Genomic DNA, 20,137 nt, shown 5'->3' with positions numbered 1-20,137 from the left:
TCATATCCTTTGCGACGCTTGAAAATCCAGAACTTTCAGTATCTAAGACGATTCCAATCCGGTCATCGAAAAACACACGTCCCACAGTCGCGTCCGCAAATCGGGATCGCTTGCCATGGGATTCATCGCCGCCGGTCGGCAGTTCCGAAAATACTGGCCGGTTTGCCCAGCGACTTCGTCCGCGGTCGCCAGGTAAATTGACGTCTCCGCACCATTCTTGGGACTCCTGCCCCACCAGCGAGAAACAAAACCCAACGCCTTCGGCAAACCGAGAAATTTTTGGTACAAGCCCGTTGCAATCGTGCCGGGATGAAGTGCGTTGCACGTGATTCCGGTTTCTCGCCAACGCTCTGCCAACTCGACGGTGAACAACACATTCGCCAGTTTCGTTTGGGCGTAGATTGTCCGTGGATGATACCTCCGCTCACCTTGCAGGTTTTCGAAGTCGATCGTTCCCCGTCGATGCATTCCCGAAGAGACGTTTAGAACTCGCGCAGACTTCGCAGCGAGCAAACTCTCCCGCAGCAAATGCGTGAGCAAGAACGGTGCAAGCTGATTGACCGCCCACTGCAATTCGATGCCGTCCACCGTGAGTTGCCGGGTCGCAGGCAAAACGGCAGCATTGTTGATCAGCACATCCAACGACGAATAACGCGTCTGAAACTCCGCAGCAAACTTTCGAATCGAGTCTTGCGAGGACAAATCGCAGAGCATCAGTTCAACGGATTCGTTCCGGCTTTCCCAGCGAATCCGATTCCGAGCCGCCATGCCGCGATCTTCGCTGCGACACAGCATCACCACCTCAGCCCCGGTGCGAGCCAACCCAAGTGCCGTCTCGTAACCGATGCCCGCGTTCGCACCGGTGATGAGAATCCGACGGGCAGCCATCAATCGGCAACCGGTAACAGAATCCACGGCGGTTGCAACGTGTTCAATTCTGAGAACTCCCGTTCGGCCGCCTGCATCCGTCCGCGTGTCGTGCGGTGTGTCATCACGACCACGGGAACCATCGGCTGCGAACCCGCTTGCGGTTCAGACTCCGGCGCTTCGTGTTGAATGATCGATGCCAAGCTGATGCCGTTGCGTCCGAGAATATCCGCGATCTCCGCGAACACGTGCGGACGGTCTTCCATGTTGAACCGCAAGAAATATCGGCTGGTAATGTCATCGGAAGCCTGCACCGGCAACGGTGGACGTTCGCCCCACAGATCCAGCAACGGGAACGTCAGCCGTGTGCGACCGGCGACGGTGTCAATCAAGTCCGCCACGACTGCCGAAGCCGTCGGCATTTGACCGGCTCCCGGGCCGGTGTACCAAGTTCGTCCGACGGCATCGCCATCCACCGCAATAATATTAAACGCCCCGTCCGCCTGCGCCACCGGTCGGTCTTGTTTCACGAGCGTGGGTTGAACGTGCATCTCCAAATGCCCGTCCACGACCTTCGCCACACCGAGTAATTTGATCCGATACCCCAATTCAGCCGCATATTGAAGATCGGCGAGCGCTACCGAATCGATGCCTTGCCGGGGAAATTCATCGAGCGAAACCGTCGTCCCGAACGCCAACCGAGCGAGAATCGTCAACTTTTGAGCGGCATCGGTGCCGTCGACATCCATCGTCGGATCGGCTTCGGCATACCCGAGGTCCTGGGCCTGTCGCAGTGCGTCTTCGTACGACCGTCCCTGCGAAAGCATTTCGGTCAGAATGTAATTGCTCGTGCCGTTGAGAATGGCTTCAATCGAACGAATCTGGTTCGCCGTCATCGATTGCCCGATCGCAGCGATAATCGGAATCCCACCGGCGACGGCGGCTTCAAAGGCGATAGTGCAATTGTGTTCCCGCGCAAGTTGGAACAGTTCTTCACCATGTTCACACAAGAGCGCTTTGTTCGCTGTGACGACGTCTTTGCCGGCCTGCAGGAAAGCGGCCATCATTTCCCGGGCGATTGTCGTCCCGCCGACCAATTGCACGACGACCGAGACTTCCTCGTCATCTAAGACGGTCCGCCAATCGTCGGTCAGCACACCCTCGGGAAGATCGATTTCACGCGGTTTGGAGAGATCTCGGCAGACTGCCCGGCGAAGATGAATTTCCCGCCCGGACCGCGTTTTCAACCGATCCGCATTGTGGAGCAGCAATTTCGCCACACCGGTGCCAACGGTTCCCAAGCCGACGATTGCAACGGAGATGGGATTGGTCATAAATTTTGGAAATGCTCAAAAAAATCCGGTCGGCTGCTTTTTCCCAAGAAGCCTGTTAATCCGGAGGAGAATACACGGTTAACTGGTGACGCATAGTAATCGCTGGGACAGCGGATTGCCACGCGATCGGAACCGCCCGGTTTGCGGTCCGGGAAAAGACGCCTATAATCTGCCCAGCGTTCCGAAAACGCAAGTCGGGTGCGTCGTGACGCATCAATTTGGTAACGGTTCGACGATTGCGGTGTGTCACGACGCACCCTACTGAACTCCGAGAGTCAGACTAACCATGTTTCGTCCGGTGCGAATTGGGGCAGTGAGTTACTTGAACTCGAAACCCTTGATCGAAGAACTCGAACATTTGGCCTCATCCGCCGAGTTGACGCTGGATTACCCGAGCCGACTCGCGGACGATTTGGCCGGCGGGGAATTGGATGTCGCGTTGATCCCCTCGTTCGAATTCCTGCGTCATGCCGATTATGAAATTGTGTCCGATGCTTGCGTGGCGACACACGGCGAAGTGATGAGCGTCAAACTGTACACCCGCAAACCGTGGGGCGAAATTCGTCGTTTGGCGCTCGATGAGGGTTCTCGTACGAGTGCGGCTCTTGCCCGAATTCTGCTCGCGGAACGGTTCGGCGTGCACCCGGAATTGATGCCGCTACCAATTGGCGAATCTGCGGAATCCAGCCCGGCAGACGCCGTTTTGATGATCGGTGATCGAGCCATGCATCCGCCGACGGAAACCTTCCACGATGCTTGGGATCTTGGGGCGGAATGGCTTCGCTGGACGGGTTTGCCATTTGTGTTCGCACTTTGGGCCGCACGCAAGGACACGCCGCTCGATGGCGTTGAAAATGCCCTTACCGAGGCCCGAGACCGCGGCGTGAGTCGACTACCGGAAATTGCCAGTCGCGAAGCCGCCGGGTTAGGACTCAGCGAAGATATTGCCACCCGTTACTTGCAAGAGAATCTTTACTTCAAACTCGGTTCCGCCGAACGCAGCGGCTTACGATTGTTCCAACAACTGGCCATTCAGAATCAGTTTTTCTCGACGGAAACCGAGTTCGTTTTCAACAACTGCCGACCTTCCAACTCTCGAAACCATCATGACCACTCTCACAGCGACCGTCCCGTCTCCGACTCTCAGCCCCGACGAACTGAAATCGCTGCTCGCTAAAACGGTCGCGGGCGAACGACTTTCGACGGACGATGCCCTCTCGCTGTTGCACTCGCACGACTTGATCTCCATCGGCGAAGCAGCTCATGCCGTGACGGAGCGGATGCATCCCGAACGAATCCGCACGTACAATATCGACCGCAACATCAACTACAGCAACGCTTGCACCGCTGTTTGTGACTTCTGTGCGTTCTACCGTCCGGAAGGTCACGAGGAAGCGTACGTGCTGTCTGAGGAGGTGCTGTTCCAAAAGATTCAGGAAACCGTCGATCTCGGCGGCGATCAGATCCTGATGCAAGGCGGACTCCACCCGACGTTGCCCTTGGAGTGGTACGAGAATTTGTTGCGGTCGATCAAAGAGCGTTTTCCGCAGGTCAATCTGCACGCGTTCAGCCCGCCCGAAATCCACCATTTTATGAAGATTTCCAAGCTACCGTTGCAGACGGTGTTGGAGCGACTCAAAAACGCCGGTCTCGGGAGTATTCCGGGTGGGGGTGGTGAGATTCTCGTGGACCGCGTCCGCAAAGCCGTCACCCGAGGAAAGGCGCTGACGGAAGACTGGTTGAACGTCAATCGCGTTTGGCACCAACTTGGCGGAAAATCGACCGCGACGATGATGTTCGGACACGTCGAAACACTCGCCGAACGCATCGAACACTTGGACCGCATTCGCGAACTACAAGACGAAACTGGCGGGTTCACCGCGTTTATCTGTTGGACGCACCAACCGCCGCACGTCGCTCCGTGGTTCGGTCGCGATGCCGAGAACGGTCGCAAAGGCGGCACGGACATGTCCCAACTTCCGCCCGCTGGTGCCTTCGAGTACCTAAAAACTCAGGCCGTCGCTCGACTGTTCCTCGATAACGTGCCGAACATTCAATCTTCCTGGGTCACACAGGGCGAGAAAATCGGGCAGGTTGCGTTGTTCTTCGGTGCGAACGACATGGGTAGTCTGATGATCGAGGAAAACGTCGTCAGTGAAGCGGGCACGGTGCATCATTTGTCCGTGGAATCCTTGCGACGATGTATTCAAGAGGCCGGTTATATCCCTCGACAACGCAATGTGTTTTATGAATTGATCGACGAGTCCGAAGCCTTGGGTTCCTGATCGAGTGTCGGCCAGGTTGATTCGGTGTGGATCAAATTCGCGACGATCGACGCCCGAATCGGCAAGTTCACGGCTGGCATTGCGTTTGCACCACCTTCGCGTTGAATCAACTCCAACGCGAAGGTGCAAGATGAAAACCATCAACCCCGCAACTGCTGAATCACTTGCCGAATACGAGATGCTGAGCCCTCAAGAGGTGCAACAGCGACTTGAGCAGTCCCACACGGCCTACGAAACTTGGAAGACGACGACGTTCGCCACACGGTCGGCCCTGTTGCAACGAATTGCCGACCGGTTGGAGTCCCGCGTCAGTGAACTTGCTCGGCTGATGACTCTCGAAATGGGCAAGCCGATCTCGCAAGCGGAATCTGAAGTCCAAAAGTGTACGCGGGTCTGCCGACATTATGCGGACCATGCCGAGCGATACTTGACCCCCGAATCGATCTCTACCGAGCACGCCGAATCTTACGTCCGATTCGATCCCTTAGGACCGATCCTGGCGATCATGCCCTGGAACTTTCCCTACTGGCAAGTATTCCGGCATATCGCTCCAGCAGTGATGGCTGGGAATACCGTCGTGCTCAAACATGCTTCGAGTGTTTTCGGCGTAGCTCGAAAGATTGAAGAGTTGTGTGCCGACCCGAAGACGCCCGACGGGTTGGTGACGAATCTCATGATCGAGGCAAAGACGGTCGAATCGGTTATCGAGCACGATGTGATTCAAGCCGTCACTCTGACCGGCAGCGAGAAAGCCGGTGCGATTGTGGCGGCACAGGCCGGGAAAGCGTTGAAGAAGGTGGTGCTGGAACTGGGCGGGTCCGACCCGTTTATTGTGTTAGCCGATGCGGACCTATCGGCTGCTGTCGAGTGGGCCGTCAAAGCTCGCACGCAGAACACCGGTCAGAGCTGCATTGCCGCCAAGCGGTTCTTAGTCGACCAAAGAATCGCCGACGAATTCGCAGAACGAATGGTGGCCGAAACCCGAAAACTTTCGATCGGCGATCCACTCGATCCCAAGACCGACATTGGTCCGCTTTGTCGCGAAGATCTGCGTGACGAGTTGCACGAGCAAGTCCGAGCTTCGATCGAAGCCGGCGCTGAGTTACGACTCGGTGGAGAACCGATCGACCGGGCCGGTTTTTTCTATGCTCCGACAATCCTCACGAATGTCCGTCCGGGAATGCCGGTGTTCGATGAAGAAACATTCGGGCCGGTGGCTGCGATTACCAAAGTGGCGAACGCCGACGAAGCGGTCGAACTTGCGAATCGTTCCCGCTATGGTTTGGGCGGCTCCGTGTTTACACGGAACTTGGAACAGGCGAAATCGATCGCCGGTCAACTCGAATGCGGAACCGTCGCGATCAATGGTATGGTCGCGTCCGACCCACGGTTGCCATTCGGCGGCATCAAACAATCCGGTTTTGGTCGGGAACTCGGTCAGTGGGGAATCCGCGAGTTCGTGAACGTAAAAACGGTCACTGTCGAATAGCGTTCGTCAGTTGCGATGCGGGTTCTCGTACCAAATCACGCCGAGATTGTCGCGTTCTTCACAGGTCAGCACATCGAGATCGCCATCTCCATCGAGATCGATCAACTCACTGCGATCGAACTTATACACCTTCGGTTCGCAGATCGGTTGCCAATCGACAATGACCTCGGTTTCGGTAATCTTCTGAACCTGACCGATTGCCGCCGCCGGAGACTCAGGAAACCGCTGCGAATTACAAAGGTGTACGAGTTCGAGTTGGCCATCGTTATCCATGTCCGCGACGGAAATCGACTTTCCCCAGGCCACATCAAACGGATTGGCAGTCCTCCGTTCGGTCCATGCATTCGACGATTTCTCGGCCCGTTCGAAATACAACAAGTGATCGTTGCGGGTGCTGCATAGAATGTCCTCCGTGCCATCGGAGTTGAAGTCCGCCACACTCAAAAACATGACTTCCGCCCCGGAACCACCAACAACGTGATTGGTCCAACCCGCCCCGTTTCGCACCGCTTCGACGCCGGGGTTTTCCAACCACCGCACCCCACGAAGTTGGCCTTTGCGGTCTGATGTGAGGATGTCGAGATCACCGTCGGCATCCATATCGATCGTTTTCAAGGACATGATCCACCCCGCCGACGAAAGCGGATGGAACTTCCAATCATCGACGTTGCGTGGATTTTCGGGTGACTCTAACCAACCGATCGTCGCTCCTGAACCTTTGGAACCGACGATCAAATCGATGCCGTGTTGACCATCCACTTGCAGCGGGACGCAGAACATCCACATCTGCTGCTTGACTGTGCAAGGAACCGCTGCGGTGTTCCACGCGGTTTCATCGAGATAGCGTTTACGGTCGGGGGCCCAGTGGAAGTACACCGTGCGATTGCCACCCTCGCAGCAACTGACGACATCGGTATTACCATCGTCGTCCAAGTCACAGAACACCGCATCTTCCGGCGAGCGAACTTTCCCGACCGTTACCGCCGGCCAACGTTCTCGACTCGTTTTTGACCCGGGATTGAGATAAACGCGGATCATCCCGCCTTCTTCCCAACCGGTGCAAACGTCCGGTAGCCCATCACTGTTCACATCCGCCAACCGAACGCCATCGGCTCCTCGTGAACTGTCATCAATGGTATGTCGTCGCCAAAGTTCCGCAGACAGCGAGTCTACTGATAATACCACCAGAAGACCGAAGAAGCCCCAGCACATCGACCGCCAAACGTTTTTATGGAACGTCTTCCGACTCTGCGATCGATTGATGAGCGACATCGTTCTACTCCAGGGTGATCAGTGCTTTCATATCGCGGACGGCTTGTTGCATGCCGACGAGAACCGCTTTGGCAATAATGCTGTGCCCGATGTTAAGTTCCGAAACGTCCGGTATTTCCGCGATCGGACGGACATTGCGGTAAGTCAGTCCATGCCCCATATGCAGCAGTAATCCACCCTCAATGGCCATACTGCCAGCTTGTGAGAGCCGATCGATTTCCTCGTGCTGTTCGTCCTCGGTTTCTGCATCGGCATAGTTGCCTGTGTGCAACTCGACAGCAGCAACTTCGAGAGCAATCGCCGCTTCGATCTGTTTAGGATCGGGGTCGATAAACAAGCTCACGTCGATCCCGGCATCCAAGAGTTGATCCACGCAACGGCGGATTCGATCGGGGTCCGAAAGGAGATCGAGTCCGCCTTCGGTGGTCAGCTCTTCCCGTTTTTCCGGGACGAGTGTCGCTTGATCAGGAGACACCCGAAGCGCGAATTGCGTGATTTCGTCCTCGGCGGCCATTTCGAGATTCAATTTGACCTGCACGGTCTCCTGCAGCATGATCACGTCGCGGTCTTGGATATGCCGACGATCTTCCCGCAGATGAACCGTAATTCCATCGGCCCCTGCCAATTCCGCCTGAACCGCCGCCCAAACCGGGTCCGGTTCGTACGTGAGCCGGGCTTGTCGCAAGGTCGCGACATGATCGATATTAACACCAAGTTCTGGCATGAATGGACTCCGCTCTGAACGTTCTTGGTCCGTTGTCGCTGCGAAGTCGTTGCTGAATCTTCGACTTTCGCGTGGCAGACCCCGTTCAGATATTCGTTGAACTGCTCGAGTTGCACTTGGGCTTCAGTTTAGGCGCCAGAAGGAATATAGCGAACACGCCAAGAAATTCGCAGTCATCCCGGGTTCAACTTCTCGAAACGGCTGGTTTTGCTACCATAGATCGACCGCACTTGTTTGCAACGGATATTCACGGATGCCAAAACATCAGATTTTTATGGGAACTGCCACCGCCCTGCTTTGCCTGACCGGTGTCTGGCGAACGGACTGGCTCATCGAACACACTCGCAAAGGCCAATGGCTGGCACAACGCTTCGGTGGGCGGAAGGCGGCGATCGTGTTGTGGTTGCTGTTCGGCACGGGAATCGTCTTTGGAATTCTGCTAGCGACCAACGTGATTCGGCCGTTGAACTCCTGAATCTCACCATCCTTCTGCGGTGAGGAATGTCTACCTTCCGAGTTTTTGGCATCTCACCAATAGAAAAACGCCTCGGCGGATTTCCGAGGCGTTCCATGTTTCTAAGCTAGCAATCGAACTTAGTAATTCGTAGCCGGTTTCAGCGATTTGCCGTTGCCGTAGATCGAACCCGGTGAGTTCGATTTGCGACGGCTGGTGTCGGTATTGGTACTAGTTGGACGAGCACCAGACCGCAGCGTGAACGGTCGCTGTTCACCCGGACGGAACACACGTTGCTTCGGCGTGAATCCGATGAAAGCCATGAAGTCGTTCAGGCTGATGATTCGCACGCCGCGTTCCCGAGCTTCCTGTTCCATGGTGGTGTAAGCAGATTGAATGGCCTTGGCCGCTTCAATTTTGCTCGGTTCAGCGATGTTCGCTGGGTCAGGAATGTCACCGACGACGAGGAACTTCGTCCGGGAATCAATTTCGCCACCGGTGCGGTTGCCTTGGTCATCCACCCAAATCGAATCGGCTGCTCCTGAAGCTTGGATTGCGTCTTTGAGAATCTGACGATCGCTTTGGCCGTCACCATCAGGATCGATCAACCCGACGAATGCGAACTTCATCGTTTGATTCGGCCCCCAAGCCGGTGAGTAAATCGGATCGTCAATCGCGATCGGATTGTAGATGTCTTCCGTCACAATCCGAGCTTCGGCCGAGTGGGCACCCAAAATCCGTGTGACTTCGATCGCACCTTTGATGTCTTCCGGGCCACGTTCGATGTCTTCGCTCGCCCGACCGACGCCACGGTTACCTTTTTCATAAATGCTGAACGTGGTGCGAGGTTCAAGCCCTTCTGCTTCACCAATGTTGATCCACACGAGGTGGCTGGTGTTGTCGACCCATTGAATTTTCCCGTCCGGCCGTTCGAAGCTGACCCGGCGAACATCTTCCAAATCGCGACGCAAGTCTTCGTTGGTGTTGTTCAAATCGTTGATTCGCCGATTGAGTGCAGCGATTTCTTGAGCGTGGGCCTGTTGAATCTGCTGAATCCGCAGTTCACGTTGACTGATCGCCTGCTGAGCCGAGGTCAGTTCGCTCCGCAATCGCGTTTGTTCTTGTTTGTGTTCCGCCAACGTCGCTTGCTTCTCTTGTTCGGACTGCGTCGCGGCGTTCTTGTAAGTTGTGGCGTCGTTACGAGCTTGGGTATCGACGACTTGCAATTGCTTTTCGAGGTCGGACTTTTCAGTCTGTGTGTTCGTGAAGTTCGATTGAGTGGTGTTCAGCGTAATTCGCAGATCAGCCAAACCCTCTTTGACAGTCTTCGGACCAACAGCCCCGGGACCAGCCGTGTTTTGCAGGTCCTCTGCCAACGCAGAGAGGACGGTGCCAGGTTGTGGCGTGGCCGGATCACCGACCGCTTGCAGGTCGGGATACCCCAAAATCTGCTTCAAACTTTCCACGTCTTTCGCATTGTTCAACGCCACTTGCTTTTGATTGTCACGTTCGCTTTGCATCGCAGCGAGTTGGGAACGTAATTCGCGGCCCTCATCTAAAAAGATGTAGGTGAACACGCCGAGAATAATCGTCGCCATCACGAAGAATATCAGCGAGAAGTGAACTGCGGTGGGTTTGTTAGCCGCCATCGACTCGTCCCTTGAGGTAATAGCCCCCATGGAGTTTCCACATCGTCGTCGACGGGTGGACTCATGGGGCGGTTGACTTCGAAAAACGTGGCGTAAGCACCACGGGTCTTCGGCAAGAATGCTCGAGACCGCAGGGAATTGCGCAAGATAATGCAGAACTCTGACGAGGCCTCTATCTCAGTTTAGATGCCAGAAAACGCCAGTCAAGTAGAATCTACGTCGAACCAATCGCCGATTGAGATTCGATCCCGTTCGATAAGTTCAACCGTCACAACGCTCTGCGCACGCGTTTTTTGTCGGCTGGTCAGACGGGTTCGGTGTTTCCATAATGCAACCGCTACACCATTTTTTCGCCGATCGGTCACGAATTGAAATCGAACGTCTCCATGCCTGATACCGTTTACCTCGTCGACACGTTTTCACTGATGTTTCAAGTCTTCCACGCCATTCGGCAGCCGATGACCGGGTCGGACGGTTTGCCGACAAACGCGGTTTTCGGGTTTACACGGGATTTGAAGCATCTCATCGAGGAAATTGCCCCGTCTCACCTGATTTGTGCGTTCGAATCGGACGAACCTGGCACGCGGAAAGAAATCTTCGCGGACTACAAAGCGAACCGAGCCGAAATGCCGGCGGACTTGCAACCCCAGGTGCCCATCATTCGGGAATTGATCGAGGCCATGAATGTCCCGCTGTTCTACCACGCCGGTTGGGAAGCGGACGACGTGATTGCCACACTTGCCCGGCAAGCCGTCGAGGACGGTATGGAAGTGCGGATCGTTTCCAGCGACAAAGACCATCGTCAGCTCCTTGGCCCCCACGTGCAGATGTACAACATCCGGAAACGCGAGTTTTTCGACGAAGCCGCCCTGATGGACACCTGGGGAATCCGCCCGGATCAGGTGATCGACTTCCAATCGCTCGTGGGAGACAGCGTTGACAATGTGCCCGGTGTCCCCAAGGTCGGCCCGAAAACCGCGACCAATCTCCTCAAAGAATATGGAACACTCGACGCCGTCCTCGAGAACGCTGCGAATGTCAAAGGCAAAGCGGTCTCGAACAACCTTCAAGAGTTCCGCGACCAAGCACTGATGAGTCGCGAACTCGTCACGCTCAATACGCAACTTCCGCTCGATTTTGACTGGAGCGCCGCCCGTGTCGGGCAGCCCGATCGAGAACGTCTACTTCCGTTGTTCGAACGTCTATCGTTCAAACGGTTTGCCGAAGAAATCCGCAAGCTGCCCAAGTCCAGATCGCAACCATCGCTTTTCCCCGAAGAATCCGATCGAAACTGGGAGACCGTCGACACACCCGCCAAGTGGGAGAAATTCCTGAAGCAACTGCGTAAGCAGAAAAAGTTCTGTGTCGACCTGGAAACGACCGGCCTAGACGCGATGCAGGCGGACATCGTTGGTTGGGCACTTAGTTGGGAGACCGGCACGGGTTGGTACATTCCGGTCAACGGTCCCGACGGCCAGGCCAAACTCGATCCGCAAACCGTCGCAGAAAGTCTGCAACCGTTGCTGGAAGACCCCGCCATTGAAATCGTCAATCAGAATATTAAATACGACATGCTCGTGTTGAAGCGAATCGGCATCGAGATTCGCGGGATTGGTGTCGACCCCATGGTGGGGGATTACCTTCTAGATGCCGGTGCTCGCAGCCACGGTTTGGATGCACTCGCGTCGCGGTATCTGAATCGCCAAATGATCTCGATATCCGAACTCATCGGCACCGGCAAGAACCAAAAATCGATGGCCGACGTCGACATCAAGAAAGTCGCCGAGTACGCCAGCGAAGACGCCGACATCGCGTGGCAGTTGGCGGGACACATTTCCGATGCACTTCACGAAGAAGAACTACACGAGCTGTACGACACCCTGGAATGCCCGTTGATTCCGGTGCTTGCCCAGATGGAATTTCATGGCGTGCGTGTCGATGTTGCGGAACTTCAGCGACAAAGTGATGAACTCACCACACGACTCGACGAACTCGAACAAGAGATCTATTCGCATGCCGGCCGCGAGTTCAATATCGCCTCGCCAAAGCAACTATCGGTCGTGCTTTTCGACGAAATCGGGCTGCCGGTACTCAAGAAAACCAAAACCGGCCCGAGTACCAGTGCGGATGTGCTTGAAGAGCTCGCCATCCAGCACGACTTGCCGGCGTTGATCATTGAGCACCGGCAACTTGCGAAACTCAAAGGCACCTACCTCGATGCCCTGCCCGAGTTGGTCAACCCCACGACCGGCAACATTCACACCTCGTTTAACCAAGTCGTGGCAGCAACCGGCCGACTGAGTTCCAGCGATCCGAACCTGCAAAACATCCCGATCCGCACTGAAGAAGGTCGCCGAGTCCGCCGGGCGTTCGTGCCGTCCGAACCGGATTGGCAACTTGTGTGTGCCGATTACTCGCAGATCGAACTGCGTGTCCTCGCCCACTTCAGCGATGACCCAGCCATGACAAAGACCTTCGCCGAGGGTCTCGACATTCACACCGCCGTCGCTGCGGAAATCTTCGGCGTCGGTCTCGACGAAGTCGATTCCAACATGCGTCGCGTTGCCAAGGGTGTGAACTTCGGCGTGCTCTATGGACAGAGTTCGTTCGGGCTGTCGGCAGCGTTACGCATTCCCAAAGACGAAGCTCAAATCTTCATCGACAGCTACTTCGACAAGTACCCCGGCGTCGAAAAGCACATGGAGCACATTCTCGAAGAAGTCCAACGAACCGGCTATGCGAAAACGATTCTCGGCCGACGTCGACGCATTGAGGGAATTCGTCGCATATCGGGGCGACTGCGAAATGTCTCCGAGCGAACCGCCATCAACACGGTCATTCAAGGTTCGGCGGCGGACATGATCAAGAAGGCTATGATCGCCATTCACAATCGACTTGCTACAGAACAACACCCCGCCCGAATGCTGCTGCAAATCCACGACGAACTCATCTTCGAATCCCCCGCCGATGCCGTGGATTCGCTCGTTGAAATCGTCCGCACGGAAATGATGCAAGCGATCGAACTCCGTGTGCCGTTAGTCGTCGATGTCAAAGCCGGCAAGAATTGGCTTGATGCGGATTAACAAACGTTTATTGACATTGTTGGCCAGGAAGTTAAGCCATCAGGATATGAAAGGAGTTAAGCGGCACTCCGAGTCTGGGATTCTTCCGCTCGAATGTCAGAGCTATCTTGATCGGCGGGGAGTACTATAGACGCTTGTGTGCCATAAACCAGAGAGTTTAGAAGCCGATTACGATTCTCAAAGTATGCGACGAGTGTCACAAACACACAGCAAGTACTAATCGATAAGAAATAGTAGGCAGGCAGATTGTTTGCAAACAGCTTTCTGACAACTAGCAAGGGCAACATGTGCCATAAGTAAATTGGCAAAGAAAGTTGACCAAGTCGCGACAGAATATTGGATTCTTCCGAGTTAAGCCGATCACAAAGCGTGATTGTAAGTGCGATCGTCACTGAGTTCACAACCACTTGACATAAACATGCAACCACAGTGACTTCGGACGAATAATAAAGAAGCATCAAGAAAGGAATCGCTAGTACCAGAGAGGCTGCAGACTTATTGTTGACAGTTTGAGACTGCATGAAGTATCCGAGAAGGAAGTAGTAGTAATAACAGTAGTACCTCTTGTCTCCCCATAAGCTAAGATTTTCTGGATCAAGTATTTGCGTTTTATACATTTCAAAAAGAACTGCCAGTCCTAAAGCTGAAATGGCCACTAACCCGTTGATGAGCCTTGAATTTAGACTCAACAGCGTTTTGGTATAGAACACAAAAAGTATGACAGCCGGCACATACCAGAGGTGGAAATAGGGGTACAGAATCGACTGTAGAACCTGATGGCTGTCAATCGGTTCACTTTGAGAGCCGAACAACCAAAATAGTGTCGTAAAAATTGAGAATGCCACGAGGTATGGCAATATAAGCCGCCAAAAATACTTTTGCATGATCACTTGGCTATTCTGTCGCAACACTTTTGGTCGAACAAAACAGCCGGTCACAGCCAAGAACAATGGCATATGAAAGAAGTAGATCACTTGGCGTGCGGTGTTCTCTTCAAGCGTGCCGAGCAACACATGGCCGAGCACGACAAGAACAATCAGCAGGCCCTTAAGAGCATCGAAAGTCGTGTTTCTCATTACGTCTGCTCATGGGAATCCGTTAGTCTCTTACGGACGGCTGAAACCTTTGAGTTTCTTCGCATGGTCACGAATCCTATGTCCGTGATTGATGACGAACACTGCTAGGCAAAACTCGTGTAACTTCTTCAAGCCGTAGGTAATTGGCTTTTGGACAAAGTGGTTTCTGTTGGATTGAGAATGGAGAACAAACGTTTCTTCAAGCCCATTACAGACCGAAAGACGGGGATGCGGTGTCAATGCGACGCCATGAAAGGAATTTTCTTGGCGTCAACGCAGGGCTTTCTTGAACTCTGCCATGTCATTGCAAAAAAGTCAGCTGGCAAGCGGACTTCTTCGATGCGACGTGTTTTACCAAATACCACAATCGACACTAGATCACCTTTGATCAGTCAATACCCTAGCATGTCCGAGCTTGAGCACTCCGGGCGAAAACTGACACGTATCCCATTGAAGATCGGTATACATGGCAAGATTATTCCTCGCCGATCAGAGCACCGGCGTGACAATACGTGCCTTCGTGGATCAAACGTCGGACAAGGCGGCCGGGGTTGAACCGGGTGGGGTCTTCGCGGTTGAGGCGACATAATCGTTGGAGCGTGGCAGCAATCAATTCGGAACAGAAGACTTCGTGCAAATCGCGGAAGCGGCGAAGCAACACACCGTCGAGCAACCGGATGAAGCGTGTGCCGCTGATCAGTGCCCCGCCGTAGTCGTAGCCGAGTCCACGGTTGACGAATCCGTCGATGAGAATGCTCGTCAGCTGCACCGACTCGACTTCCGTCAGTCGATCAATCGGTGACAGCCGATACACATGAACCCGCCCGCCCGTCTCAGTGTAATCGCGTAATCGATCAAACGGACGGTGGGCTTGCAAACCATGTTTGAGTTGGCCGGAAATCACACAGGGGGTGCGACAGAGTGTCGTCGATTCCACCCACAATTTCCCGTGTTCAGGAACATCGCAAACAATCGCAACGTGCGACGGTGCCCATTTCAGATTGCGGGGGGCCAACGGATGACTGGTCATTAGCGAGACAAATCGTGCGACCCAGTCAGTCCCCCAACAGGCGAGAATGTCACCCGGTTCCAGGTCTGTAACGGGAATACTCGATTGCTGGGGGTAAAAGACGGAAGGAATGTTCATCCAAGACACCTCGATCCGAACTCGGCATGGGAAACGAAGACGCTCGGCCATTTTGACGGTAGCCGGGCACTTCACCCCGAGTTCGTTGCGCGAGGCGCGCGAAGAAAGCCCGCACGATTCGCGGGCTTTCAATCAACTTGGGTTCTTAAAACGAGCCGATTACCAGCTGGCTTTTTTCATGCCAGGGATCAAGCCGTCAAGAGCCATGTCACGGAGCATAATCCGTGAGATTTGGAACTTCCGGTACACGCCACGTGGACGACCGGTCAGTGCACACAACCGACGCAACCGCGTCGCGCTGGAGTTCCGAGGCAACGCATCGAGAGCGGCCCAATCGCCCTCTTCTTTGAGTTGCTTCCGCTTTTCAGCGTACTTCTGAACCAAACGTGCGTTGCGTTTTTGCTTTTCGATCTTTGCTTTTGACGCCATCAGATTCAAACAGGTTGGAGAAATTTTCGAATCAAGTGAATTCCAAGCGGGGCATGATAGTGAATTACGAACCCCTTGAAAAGGGAATCACCAAATTTCGCAGCCGTTCCCCACGCCCATCCTTTGGTCTGGGCGTGCCACCCGAGTGTAAATCTGGGAGTGTCACTTGAGTTTGATCATTCTGGCAAATCTTGGCCTTTGGTTTCGGGGGCGAAGAGGAGTAGGACGACGCCGATGAGGAACAGACCGGCGAACCAGGTGGATGCGTTGGCTCGGGTCATGTTGAGGCCGCCTTCGGCTTCGCTGCGAACCATCCAGCCGTTCACCAATAGGACCAAGAATACCGCGAGGCGGGCCAAGTTGAAGCAGATGCCCGCTCCACTGCCTCGCACACGGGTCGGGAACAGCTCGGGAAAGTACACCGCATAACCGGCGTGCATGCCGAGCGTCATGTAGCCGAAGATCGGCAGCACCACGTACAGTTGGGTCTGAGTCCATTCCATCTGGAATGTGGCGACAGCCGCTACAAATGCTGCAATATGAAAAAGCAAGAAGGCACCGCGACGACCGATCCGCTCCGAAAGCGGACCAAATGTGAGCAAACCCAACCCGCCACCGGTTGTGACTAAGAACATCCCGACCATGTTCCACTGTTGTTTCGAAGCATCGGAAAGAGTCGCGATTTCGCGAACGGCGGCTTCCTCCATGAGGTTCTTGCCGAAGATGTGTGCTCCCCAGAACGTGGCTAATCCGACGGTCCCCAAACCGATGCCCACCAATGTGGGCTTCAGCAATGGCGGACGGAACAACTCCCAGATATTGCCCATCTTCTTCTGGGAGTCAGTCTGTGATTTCTCCCGAGCGGCTTGCCAATCGTCCGGCTCTTTGAGACTGATACGAATCCAAATTGTTAGTAATGCCGGCAATGCCCCGAGTGCGAATCCCCACCGCCAACTCATGTACGGCAACACGAACGCTCCGACGGCGACCGCAAGATAAGTCCCCAACACGCTGGATGCATGAAAGATTCCCAGCGACCGTGCACGTGCTTCTTTGGGGAAAACTTCGGCCACCATCGCACTGGCTACAGCCCATTCGCCGCCGACCCCCATTGCAACCAGGAACCGAAAGATCGCCATGTGCTGCCAAGTCTGCGAAAACGCCGACAAACACGTAAATAGCGAATAGACGAGGATGGTCAGAATCATCGTTCGGGAACGGCCGATTCGGTCGCTGACCACACCAAAGAACACACCGCCCAACGCCCCACCCAACAAGAAGCAGGCCAGCGTGACCATTTTGTAGTACTCGATGTCTCCTTTCTCCGCCCCAGCGGGCACGAGTTCGGGCATGGCGTCGTTCATGCTGGCGACGAAGATCTGCCCTTCGAAGATATCGAACACCCACCCGAGCGAGGCGATCAAGAGGACGAGCCATTGGTAACGAGTCACGCCGTGATACCAAGGCCGTTGGGGTACAGGGAGATCGCCGGGTTCGCTCATGGTGAAGGTTGACTCGTGCTGGAGTTGCAGGAAAACGAGGAAGACTCCGTCCGAAATGACCCGAATCAACGGGCGAGACCATCCTAAGCCGTCCCCCGGTCGGACACAATCGAATGCGAGTTCGAGACAAAGCTCCGAGACTCCCCCTGCCGGACCGATTTGTGACCGGGGATCTCCCTAAACCCACGCCGGAGTTGATGGAGACTCTGCGAAATTTCTGGAAATTTCGAATCAAAACTGTCTAATCCGTTTGACCACTAAACGCCGGATCAATAGAGTAAACGAAGGATAGTCGATTTTGAGAGCTATTTATCCGAATGTTTGTATCACATCATTCTCACAGGCTCGAATGAGAGATTTCACCCCACCAAATTAGATCGACGAACTCAATCGACCGATGGCAACGGATGCCCTGCAATCCCAGAATGCAAATCAGCCGTACCTCTTACGGCTATGCCGCCGCCGATCGAGCGAGGTAGTTGTTCTCCATCCCCAAATTTTTTCCGGCCGTCGATTGAAACATAGTGTTTCAGTCCATTCACCGTCGGATTCGTTGACCAGGGAGGATTACGAATGACCCTGCGTGCCTGTTCCGAGTTGCCGTCCGCTGTTTCCGCCAGTCTGGCAGCTCCGTCCCCTCAACCGTCTCCTAAGAATGGAGACACCACCATGATCGATTCGATCACGTGTGTGGTCCACCAGCGAACAAATGGCGGCGTTCGCGATCTGCGTGTGGACATGACATCCGGTGGACTGGTCCTGACTGGTCGCACGAATACTTACTACACCAAACAGTTGGCGACTCATGCTGCGTTGGATGTGGTTGATCCCCAAAGCGATTCCGGCCCAAACCGGGTCGCTTTGACTAACGCGATTGAGGTCTGCTAGCAACTCCATAAACTGCAGACAAAAAGAAAGCCGCCGAACGAACATTCGGCGGCTTTCTTGCGTTGTGGTGGTGAATATTGATCGTCAGACGGTTTCGCGATCTTGGTCTTGGTCGCGATTGGGGTTGTCTTTGCCGGTTTCTTGCCGACGTTGACCTTCTACCGCGGAACGAAATCGATCGGTTGCCGGTTGTTCGGATCGCGAGCGTCCAAACTGAAAACGTGGTTCTTCGCCTCGCAGAATTCGCCCGATGTTGGACCGGTGACGGACAAAAATCAGCAACGGCACCAACATGGCAAATGTGGTCAGGCTCCATTCCGACAGCGAAAACGGGCTGGGGGTACGGACAAAGTGAGCGATGACAAACGCCAACGCTCCACTCAGCGAAGCGACCGATCCAATGCGGAACGCCGCAAATGCAACCAGGTAAGACACAAACGCCACCAACGTGGCCCAGGGAGACAAAACGGTAATGACTCCCAAAGAAGTCGCAACACCTTTACCGCCACGGAACCGTAAGTAAACCGGGAACATGTGCCCGATCACCGTCGCAACTCCGCAAAGAACCCGGACATGAGGGAACCAAGGGTTCGTGGTTGCGAAGAACAATTGCGGCACTAACAAGGTGGGCAGCAGACCTTTGAGTCCATCGAGGACCATCACGCCGATGCCCCAACGCACTCCAAGAACCCGGGCAACGTTCGTCGCCCCGATATTGCCACTCCCATGATCGCGAATATCAATTCCGGCACGGAACTTCGCAATCAAATAGCCGAACGGGAGTGAGCCAACCATGTACGCGGCAAGCGCTGCCAAGATCGCACAAAGAGAGTTGCTCATGCAAATGAACTCGGACGTTGATTGAGGGATTGGTCACCGCTCGAAGTGGTCGCGATGACTAATTCGAACAGTGGTGAATGGCCGCACTGTATCGTAGATTACGAACAAACCGCAACTGCGGATCAGGGAAATCCGATTCATCACGTCCCGAAACGGTTGGCTATTCCGGTTTGGTCAAGGATGATGCTTGGCGACAATTCGCAAAGCAGCTTCATGAAGTTTCGCGTTCGAAGCCAGCAAACTCGACTTTCCTAACGGCAACGGTTCGCCACGTCCGGTCGTCACCATGCCGCCGGCTTCCTCCACGAACAACCGCCCAGCTGCGAAATCCCATGGCGAGAGTTCGTACTCAAAGTACGCCGCATACGCCCCCGTGCCCACGAAGCACAAGTCGAGCGAAGCCGTTCCAAACCGTCGAATGCCATGGACTTGCTCGCCGAAGAAATCCCGCATGGCGTTCAGGGTGGCCTCCATCATCGCACCACGATCGTAATAGAAACCCAGCCCGATGAAGGTTTCGTCCAACCGTTCTTCCTGGCTGACACGAGCCGGTTGGCCGTTGGCTGTCGCTCCTAGTCCCTGAATCGCTTCGAACCAGTCATCGCGAATCGGGTTGTAAACCACGCCGCAAGTTGGTTTCCCATGGTGCCAATACGCAATCGATACCGCGAAATGCGGGACATGATGGGCAAAATTGTTGGTGCCATCGATCGGGTCGACAATCCAGAGATGCTCGGTCGACAAATCTGAAACGTCGTTTTCTTCTTCACCCAAGATCGAATGCGACGGAAACGCCTCGCGAATCACGTCCACAATTGCCCGTTCCGCTTCACGGTCGGCGCGGGATACCAAGTTATAGGAACCCTCCCCCGCTTTGCTTTCCATCTCCACACCGGCGGAGTAATAGTGACGAGCAATCTCCCCACCCGCCACCGCCGCCCGCTTCGCGATATCCATCTCGTGCATAAAACCAAATTCCAATTTCAAGGGTGCCACGGCTCTGTGAGCCGTGCCAAGCGATACTCAAATATCAGTGTAAATCGACGGGATCAGTGACCAATGGTGTTTCCGCTATTCCCGCAAAAGCACGAGCGCTGG

General features: G+C 54.7%; 18 protein-coding genes. 7 read left to right on the top strand and 11 right to left on the bottom strand.

All coding sequences use genetic code 11. From position 1 onward, the window contains the following. Nucleotides 1-42 precede the first annotated feature (42 nt). Both AC5DDB_RS14025 and AC5DDB_RS14020 read right to left on the bottom strand, forming a co-directional pair. Nucleotides 43-888, bottom strand: coding sequence for an SDR family oxidoreductase (locus AC5DDB_RS14025; RefSeq protein WP_491740354.1), 846 nt, complete (start codon nt 886-888; stop codon nt 43-45). After that, complete coding sequence (locus tag AC5DDB_RS14020) at nt 888-2,201, bottom strand: homoserine dehydrogenase (RefSeq protein WP_491740353.1); 1,314 nt, start codon at nt 2,199-2,201, stop codon at nt 888-890. Before AC5DDB_RS14020 ends, AC5DDB_RS14025 begins: the two co-directional genes overlap by 1 nt. Nucleotides 2,202-2,286: 85 nt before the next feature. Here AC5DDB_RS14020 and AC5DDB_RS14015 point away from each other — a divergent pair, with 85 nt between their 5' ends. The 4 genes from AC5DDB_RS14015 to AC5DDB_RS14000 all read left to right on the top strand — a co-directional run bounded on the left by AC5DDB_RS14015 (nt 2,287) and on the right by AC5DDB_RS14000 (nt 5,975). Beyond that, nucleotides 2,287-2,466, top strand: a complete 180-nt coding sequence (locus tag AC5DDB_RS14015) for a hypothetical protein (RefSeq protein ID WP_491740352.1) — start codon at nt 2,287-2,289, stop codon at nt 2,464-2,466. A gap of 48 nt (nt 2,467-2,514) precedes the next feature. After that, nucleotides 2,515-3,378, top strand: a complete 864-nt coding sequence (locus AC5DDB_RS14010; protein WP_491740351.1) for a menaquinone biosynthetic enzyme MqnA/MqnD family protein — start codon at nt 2,515-2,517, stop codon at nt 3,376-3,378. Continuing rightward, on the top strand, nt 3,308-4,486 hold the full coding sequence (gene mqnC / locus AC5DDB_RS14005; RefSeq protein WP_491740350.1) for a cyclic dehypoxanthinyl futalosine synthase: 1,179 nt from the start codon (nt 3,308-3,310) through the stop codon (nt 4,484-4,486). The genes AC5DDB_RS14010 and mqnC overlap by 71 nt, the downstream gene beginning before the upstream one ends. 130 nt (nt 4,487-4,616) lie before the next feature. After that, entirely contained in the window at nt 4,617-5,975 is a 1,359-nt protein-coding gene (locus AC5DDB_RS14000) for an NAD-dependent succinate-semialdehyde dehydrogenase (RefSeq protein ID WP_491740349.1), read from the top strand. Nucleotides 5,976-5,981: 6 nt separating this feature from the next. Here the strand turns inward: AC5DDB_RS14000 and AC5DDB_RS13995 are convergent, their stop codons facing one another. Both AC5DDB_RS13995 and AC5DDB_RS13990 read right to left on the bottom strand, forming a co-directional pair. Then, nucleotides 5,982-7,247, bottom strand: a complete 1,266-nt coding sequence (locus tag AC5DDB_RS13995; protein ID WP_491740348.1) for an FG-GAP repeat domain-containing protein — start codon at nt 7,245-7,247, stop codon at nt 5,982-5,984. Between the two features lie 4 nt (nt 7,248-7,251). Beyond that, on the bottom strand, nt 7,252-7,971 hold the full coding sequence (locus AC5DDB_RS13990) for a pyridoxine 5'-phosphate synthase (protein WP_491740347.1): 720 nt from the start codon (nt 7,969-7,971) through the stop codon (nt 7,252-7,254). 253 nt (nt 7,972-8,224) lie between these two features. Here AC5DDB_RS13990 and AC5DDB_RS13985 point away from each other — a divergent pair, with 253 nt between their 5' ends. Further along, nucleotides 8,225-8,446 (top strand): hypothetical protein, encoded by a 222-nt coding sequence (locus tag AC5DDB_RS13985; RefSeq protein WP_491740346.1) that lies wholly within the window; start codon nt 8,225-8,227, stop codon nt 8,444-8,446. A gap of 119 nt (nt 8,447-8,565) precedes the next feature. On the opposite strand, the gene AC5DDB_RS13980 is transcribed toward AC5DDB_RS13985, so the two are convergent. Beyond that, nucleotides 8,566-10,074: a hypothetical protein gene (locus AC5DDB_RS13980; protein WP_491740345.1), complete on the bottom strand. Its 1,509-nt coding sequence runs from the start codon at nt 10,072-10,074 to the stop codon at nt 8,566-8,568. A gap of 386 nt (nt 10,075-10,460) precedes the next feature. Between AC5DDB_RS13980 and polA the strand changes: the two genes are divergently transcribed. Further along, nucleotides 10,461-13,157, top strand: a complete 2,697-nt coding sequence (gene polA / locus AC5DDB_RS13975; protein WP_491740344.1) for a DNA polymerase I — start codon at nt 10,461-10,463, stop codon at nt 13,155-13,157. Nucleotides 13,158-13,213: 56 nt separating this feature from the next. Here polA and AC5DDB_RS13970 read toward each other — a convergent pair whose 3' ends face one another. The 4 genes from AC5DDB_RS13970 to AC5DDB_RS13955 form a co-directional block, all read right to left on the bottom strand. Further along, on the bottom strand, nt 13,214-14,233 hold the full coding sequence (locus AC5DDB_RS13970; RefSeq protein WP_491740343.1) for an acyltransferase family protein: 1,020 nt from the start codon (nt 14,231-14,233) through the stop codon (nt 13,214-13,216). A gap of 475 nt (nt 14,234-14,708) precedes the next feature. Continuing rightward, a complete protein-coding gene (locus tag AC5DDB_RS13965; RefSeq protein ID WP_491740342.1) occupies nt 14,709-15,380 on the bottom strand; it encodes a hypothetical protein in 672 nt (223 codons plus the stop codon). 159 nt (nt 15,381-15,539) lie between these two features. Beyond that, nucleotides 15,540-15,809 carry a 30S ribosomal protein S14 gene (rpsN, locus tag AC5DDB_RS13960; RefSeq protein ID WP_491740341.1) on the bottom strand — a complete coding sequence of 90 codons (270 nt, stop codon included), beginning with the start codon at nt 15,807-15,809 and terminating at the stop codon, nt 15,540-15,542. A 176-nt stretch (nt 15,810-15,985) separates the two neighbouring features. After that, nucleotides 15,986-17,311, bottom strand: a complete 1,326-nt coding sequence (locus AC5DDB_RS13955; protein ID WP_491740340.1) for an MFS transporter — start codon at nt 17,309-17,311, stop codon at nt 15,986-15,988. Nucleotides 17,312-17,884: 573 nt separating this feature from the next. Between AC5DDB_RS13955 and AC5DDB_RS13950 the strand changes: the two genes are divergently transcribed. After that, nucleotides 17,885-18,199 carry a hypothetical protein gene (locus tag AC5DDB_RS13950; protein WP_491740339.1) on the top strand — a complete coding sequence of 105 codons (315 nt, stop codon included), beginning with the start codon at nt 17,885-17,887 and terminating at the stop codon, nt 18,197-18,199. Between the two features lie 84 nt (nt 18,200-18,283). Here AC5DDB_RS13950 and plsY read toward each other — a convergent pair whose 3' ends face one another. Next, a complete protein-coding gene (gene plsY / locus AC5DDB_RS13945) occupies nt 18,284-19,039 on the bottom strand; it encodes a glycerol-3-phosphate 1-O-acyltransferase PlsY (RefSeq protein ID WP_491740338.1) in 756 nt (251 codons plus the stop codon). Nucleotides 19,040-19,213: 174 nt separating this feature from the next. Beyond that, nucleotides 19,214-20,005 carry an inositol monophosphatase family protein gene (locus AC5DDB_RS13940; protein WP_491740337.1) on the bottom strand — a complete coding sequence of 264 codons (792 nt, stop codon included), beginning with the start codon at nt 20,003-20,005 and terminating at the stop codon, nt 19,214-19,216. Nucleotides 20,006-20,137: the final 132 nt, after the last annotated feature.

The organism is Thalassoroseus sp., assembly GCF_984380535.1.
This window is presented reverse-complemented; position numbering and strand designations above follow the sequence as displayed.

Coding starts and splice junctions, on each gene's coding strand:
- AC5DDB_RS13965 (WP_491740342.1), bottom strand. CDS start 15,380: ATGAACATTCCTTCCGTCTTTTACCCCCAGCAATCGAGTATTCCCGTT.
- AC5DDB_RS14000 (WP_491740349.1), top strand. CDS start 4,617: ATGAAAACCATCAACCCCGCAACTGCTGAATCACTTGCCGAATACGAG.
- plsY (WP_491740338.1), bottom strand. CDS start 19,039: ATGAGCAACTCTCTTTGTGCGATCTTGGCAGCGCTTGCCGCGTACATG.
- AC5DDB_RS13970 (WP_491740343.1), bottom strand. CDS start 14,233: ATGAGAAACACGACTTTCGATGCTCTTAAGGGCCTGCTGATTGTTCTT.
- AC5DDB_RS14020 (WP_491740353.1), bottom strand. CDS start 2,201: ATGACCAATCCCATCTCCGTTGCAATCGTCGGCTTGGGAACCGTTGGC.
- rpsN (WP_491740341.1), bottom strand. CDS start 15,809: ATGGCGTCAAAAGCAAAGATCGAAAAGCAAAAACGCAACGCACGTTTG.
- AC5DDB_RS13940 (WP_491740337.1), bottom strand. CDS start 20,005: ATGCACGAGATGGATATCGCGAAGCGGGCGGCGGTGGCGGGTGGGGAG.
- AC5DDB_RS13980 (WP_491740345.1), bottom strand. CDS start 10,074: ATGGCGGCTAACAAACCCACCGCAGTTCACTTCTCGCTGATATTCTTC.
- mqnC (WP_491740350.1), top strand. CDS start 3,308: ATGACCACTCTCACAGCGACCGTCCCGTCTCCGACTCTCAGCCCCGAC.
- AC5DDB_RS13950 (WP_491740339.1), top strand. CDS start 17,885: ATGACCCTGCGTGCCTGTTCCGAGTTGCCGTCCGCTGTTTCCGCCAGT.
- polA (WP_491740344.1), top strand. CDS start 10,461: ATGCCTGATACCGTTTACCTCGTCGACACGTTTTCACTGATGTTTCAA.
- AC5DDB_RS13985 (WP_491740346.1), top strand. CDS start 8,225: ATGCCAAAACATCAGATTTTTATGGGAACTGCCACCGCCCTGCTTTGC.
- AC5DDB_RS13990 (WP_491740347.1), bottom strand. CDS start 7,971: ATGCCAGAACTTGGTGTTAATATCGATCATGTCGCGACCTTGCGACAA.
- AC5DDB_RS13955 (WP_491740340.1), bottom strand. CDS start 17,311: ATGAGCGAACCCGGCGATCTCCCTGTACCCCAACGGCCTTGGTATCAC.
- AC5DDB_RS14025 (WP_491740354.1), bottom strand. CDS start 888: ATGGCTGCCCGTCGGATTCTCATCACCGGTGCGAACGCGGGCATCGGT.
- AC5DDB_RS13995 (WP_491740348.1), bottom strand. CDS start 7,247: ATGTCGCTCATCAATCGATCGCAGAGTCGGAAGACGTTCCATAAAAAC.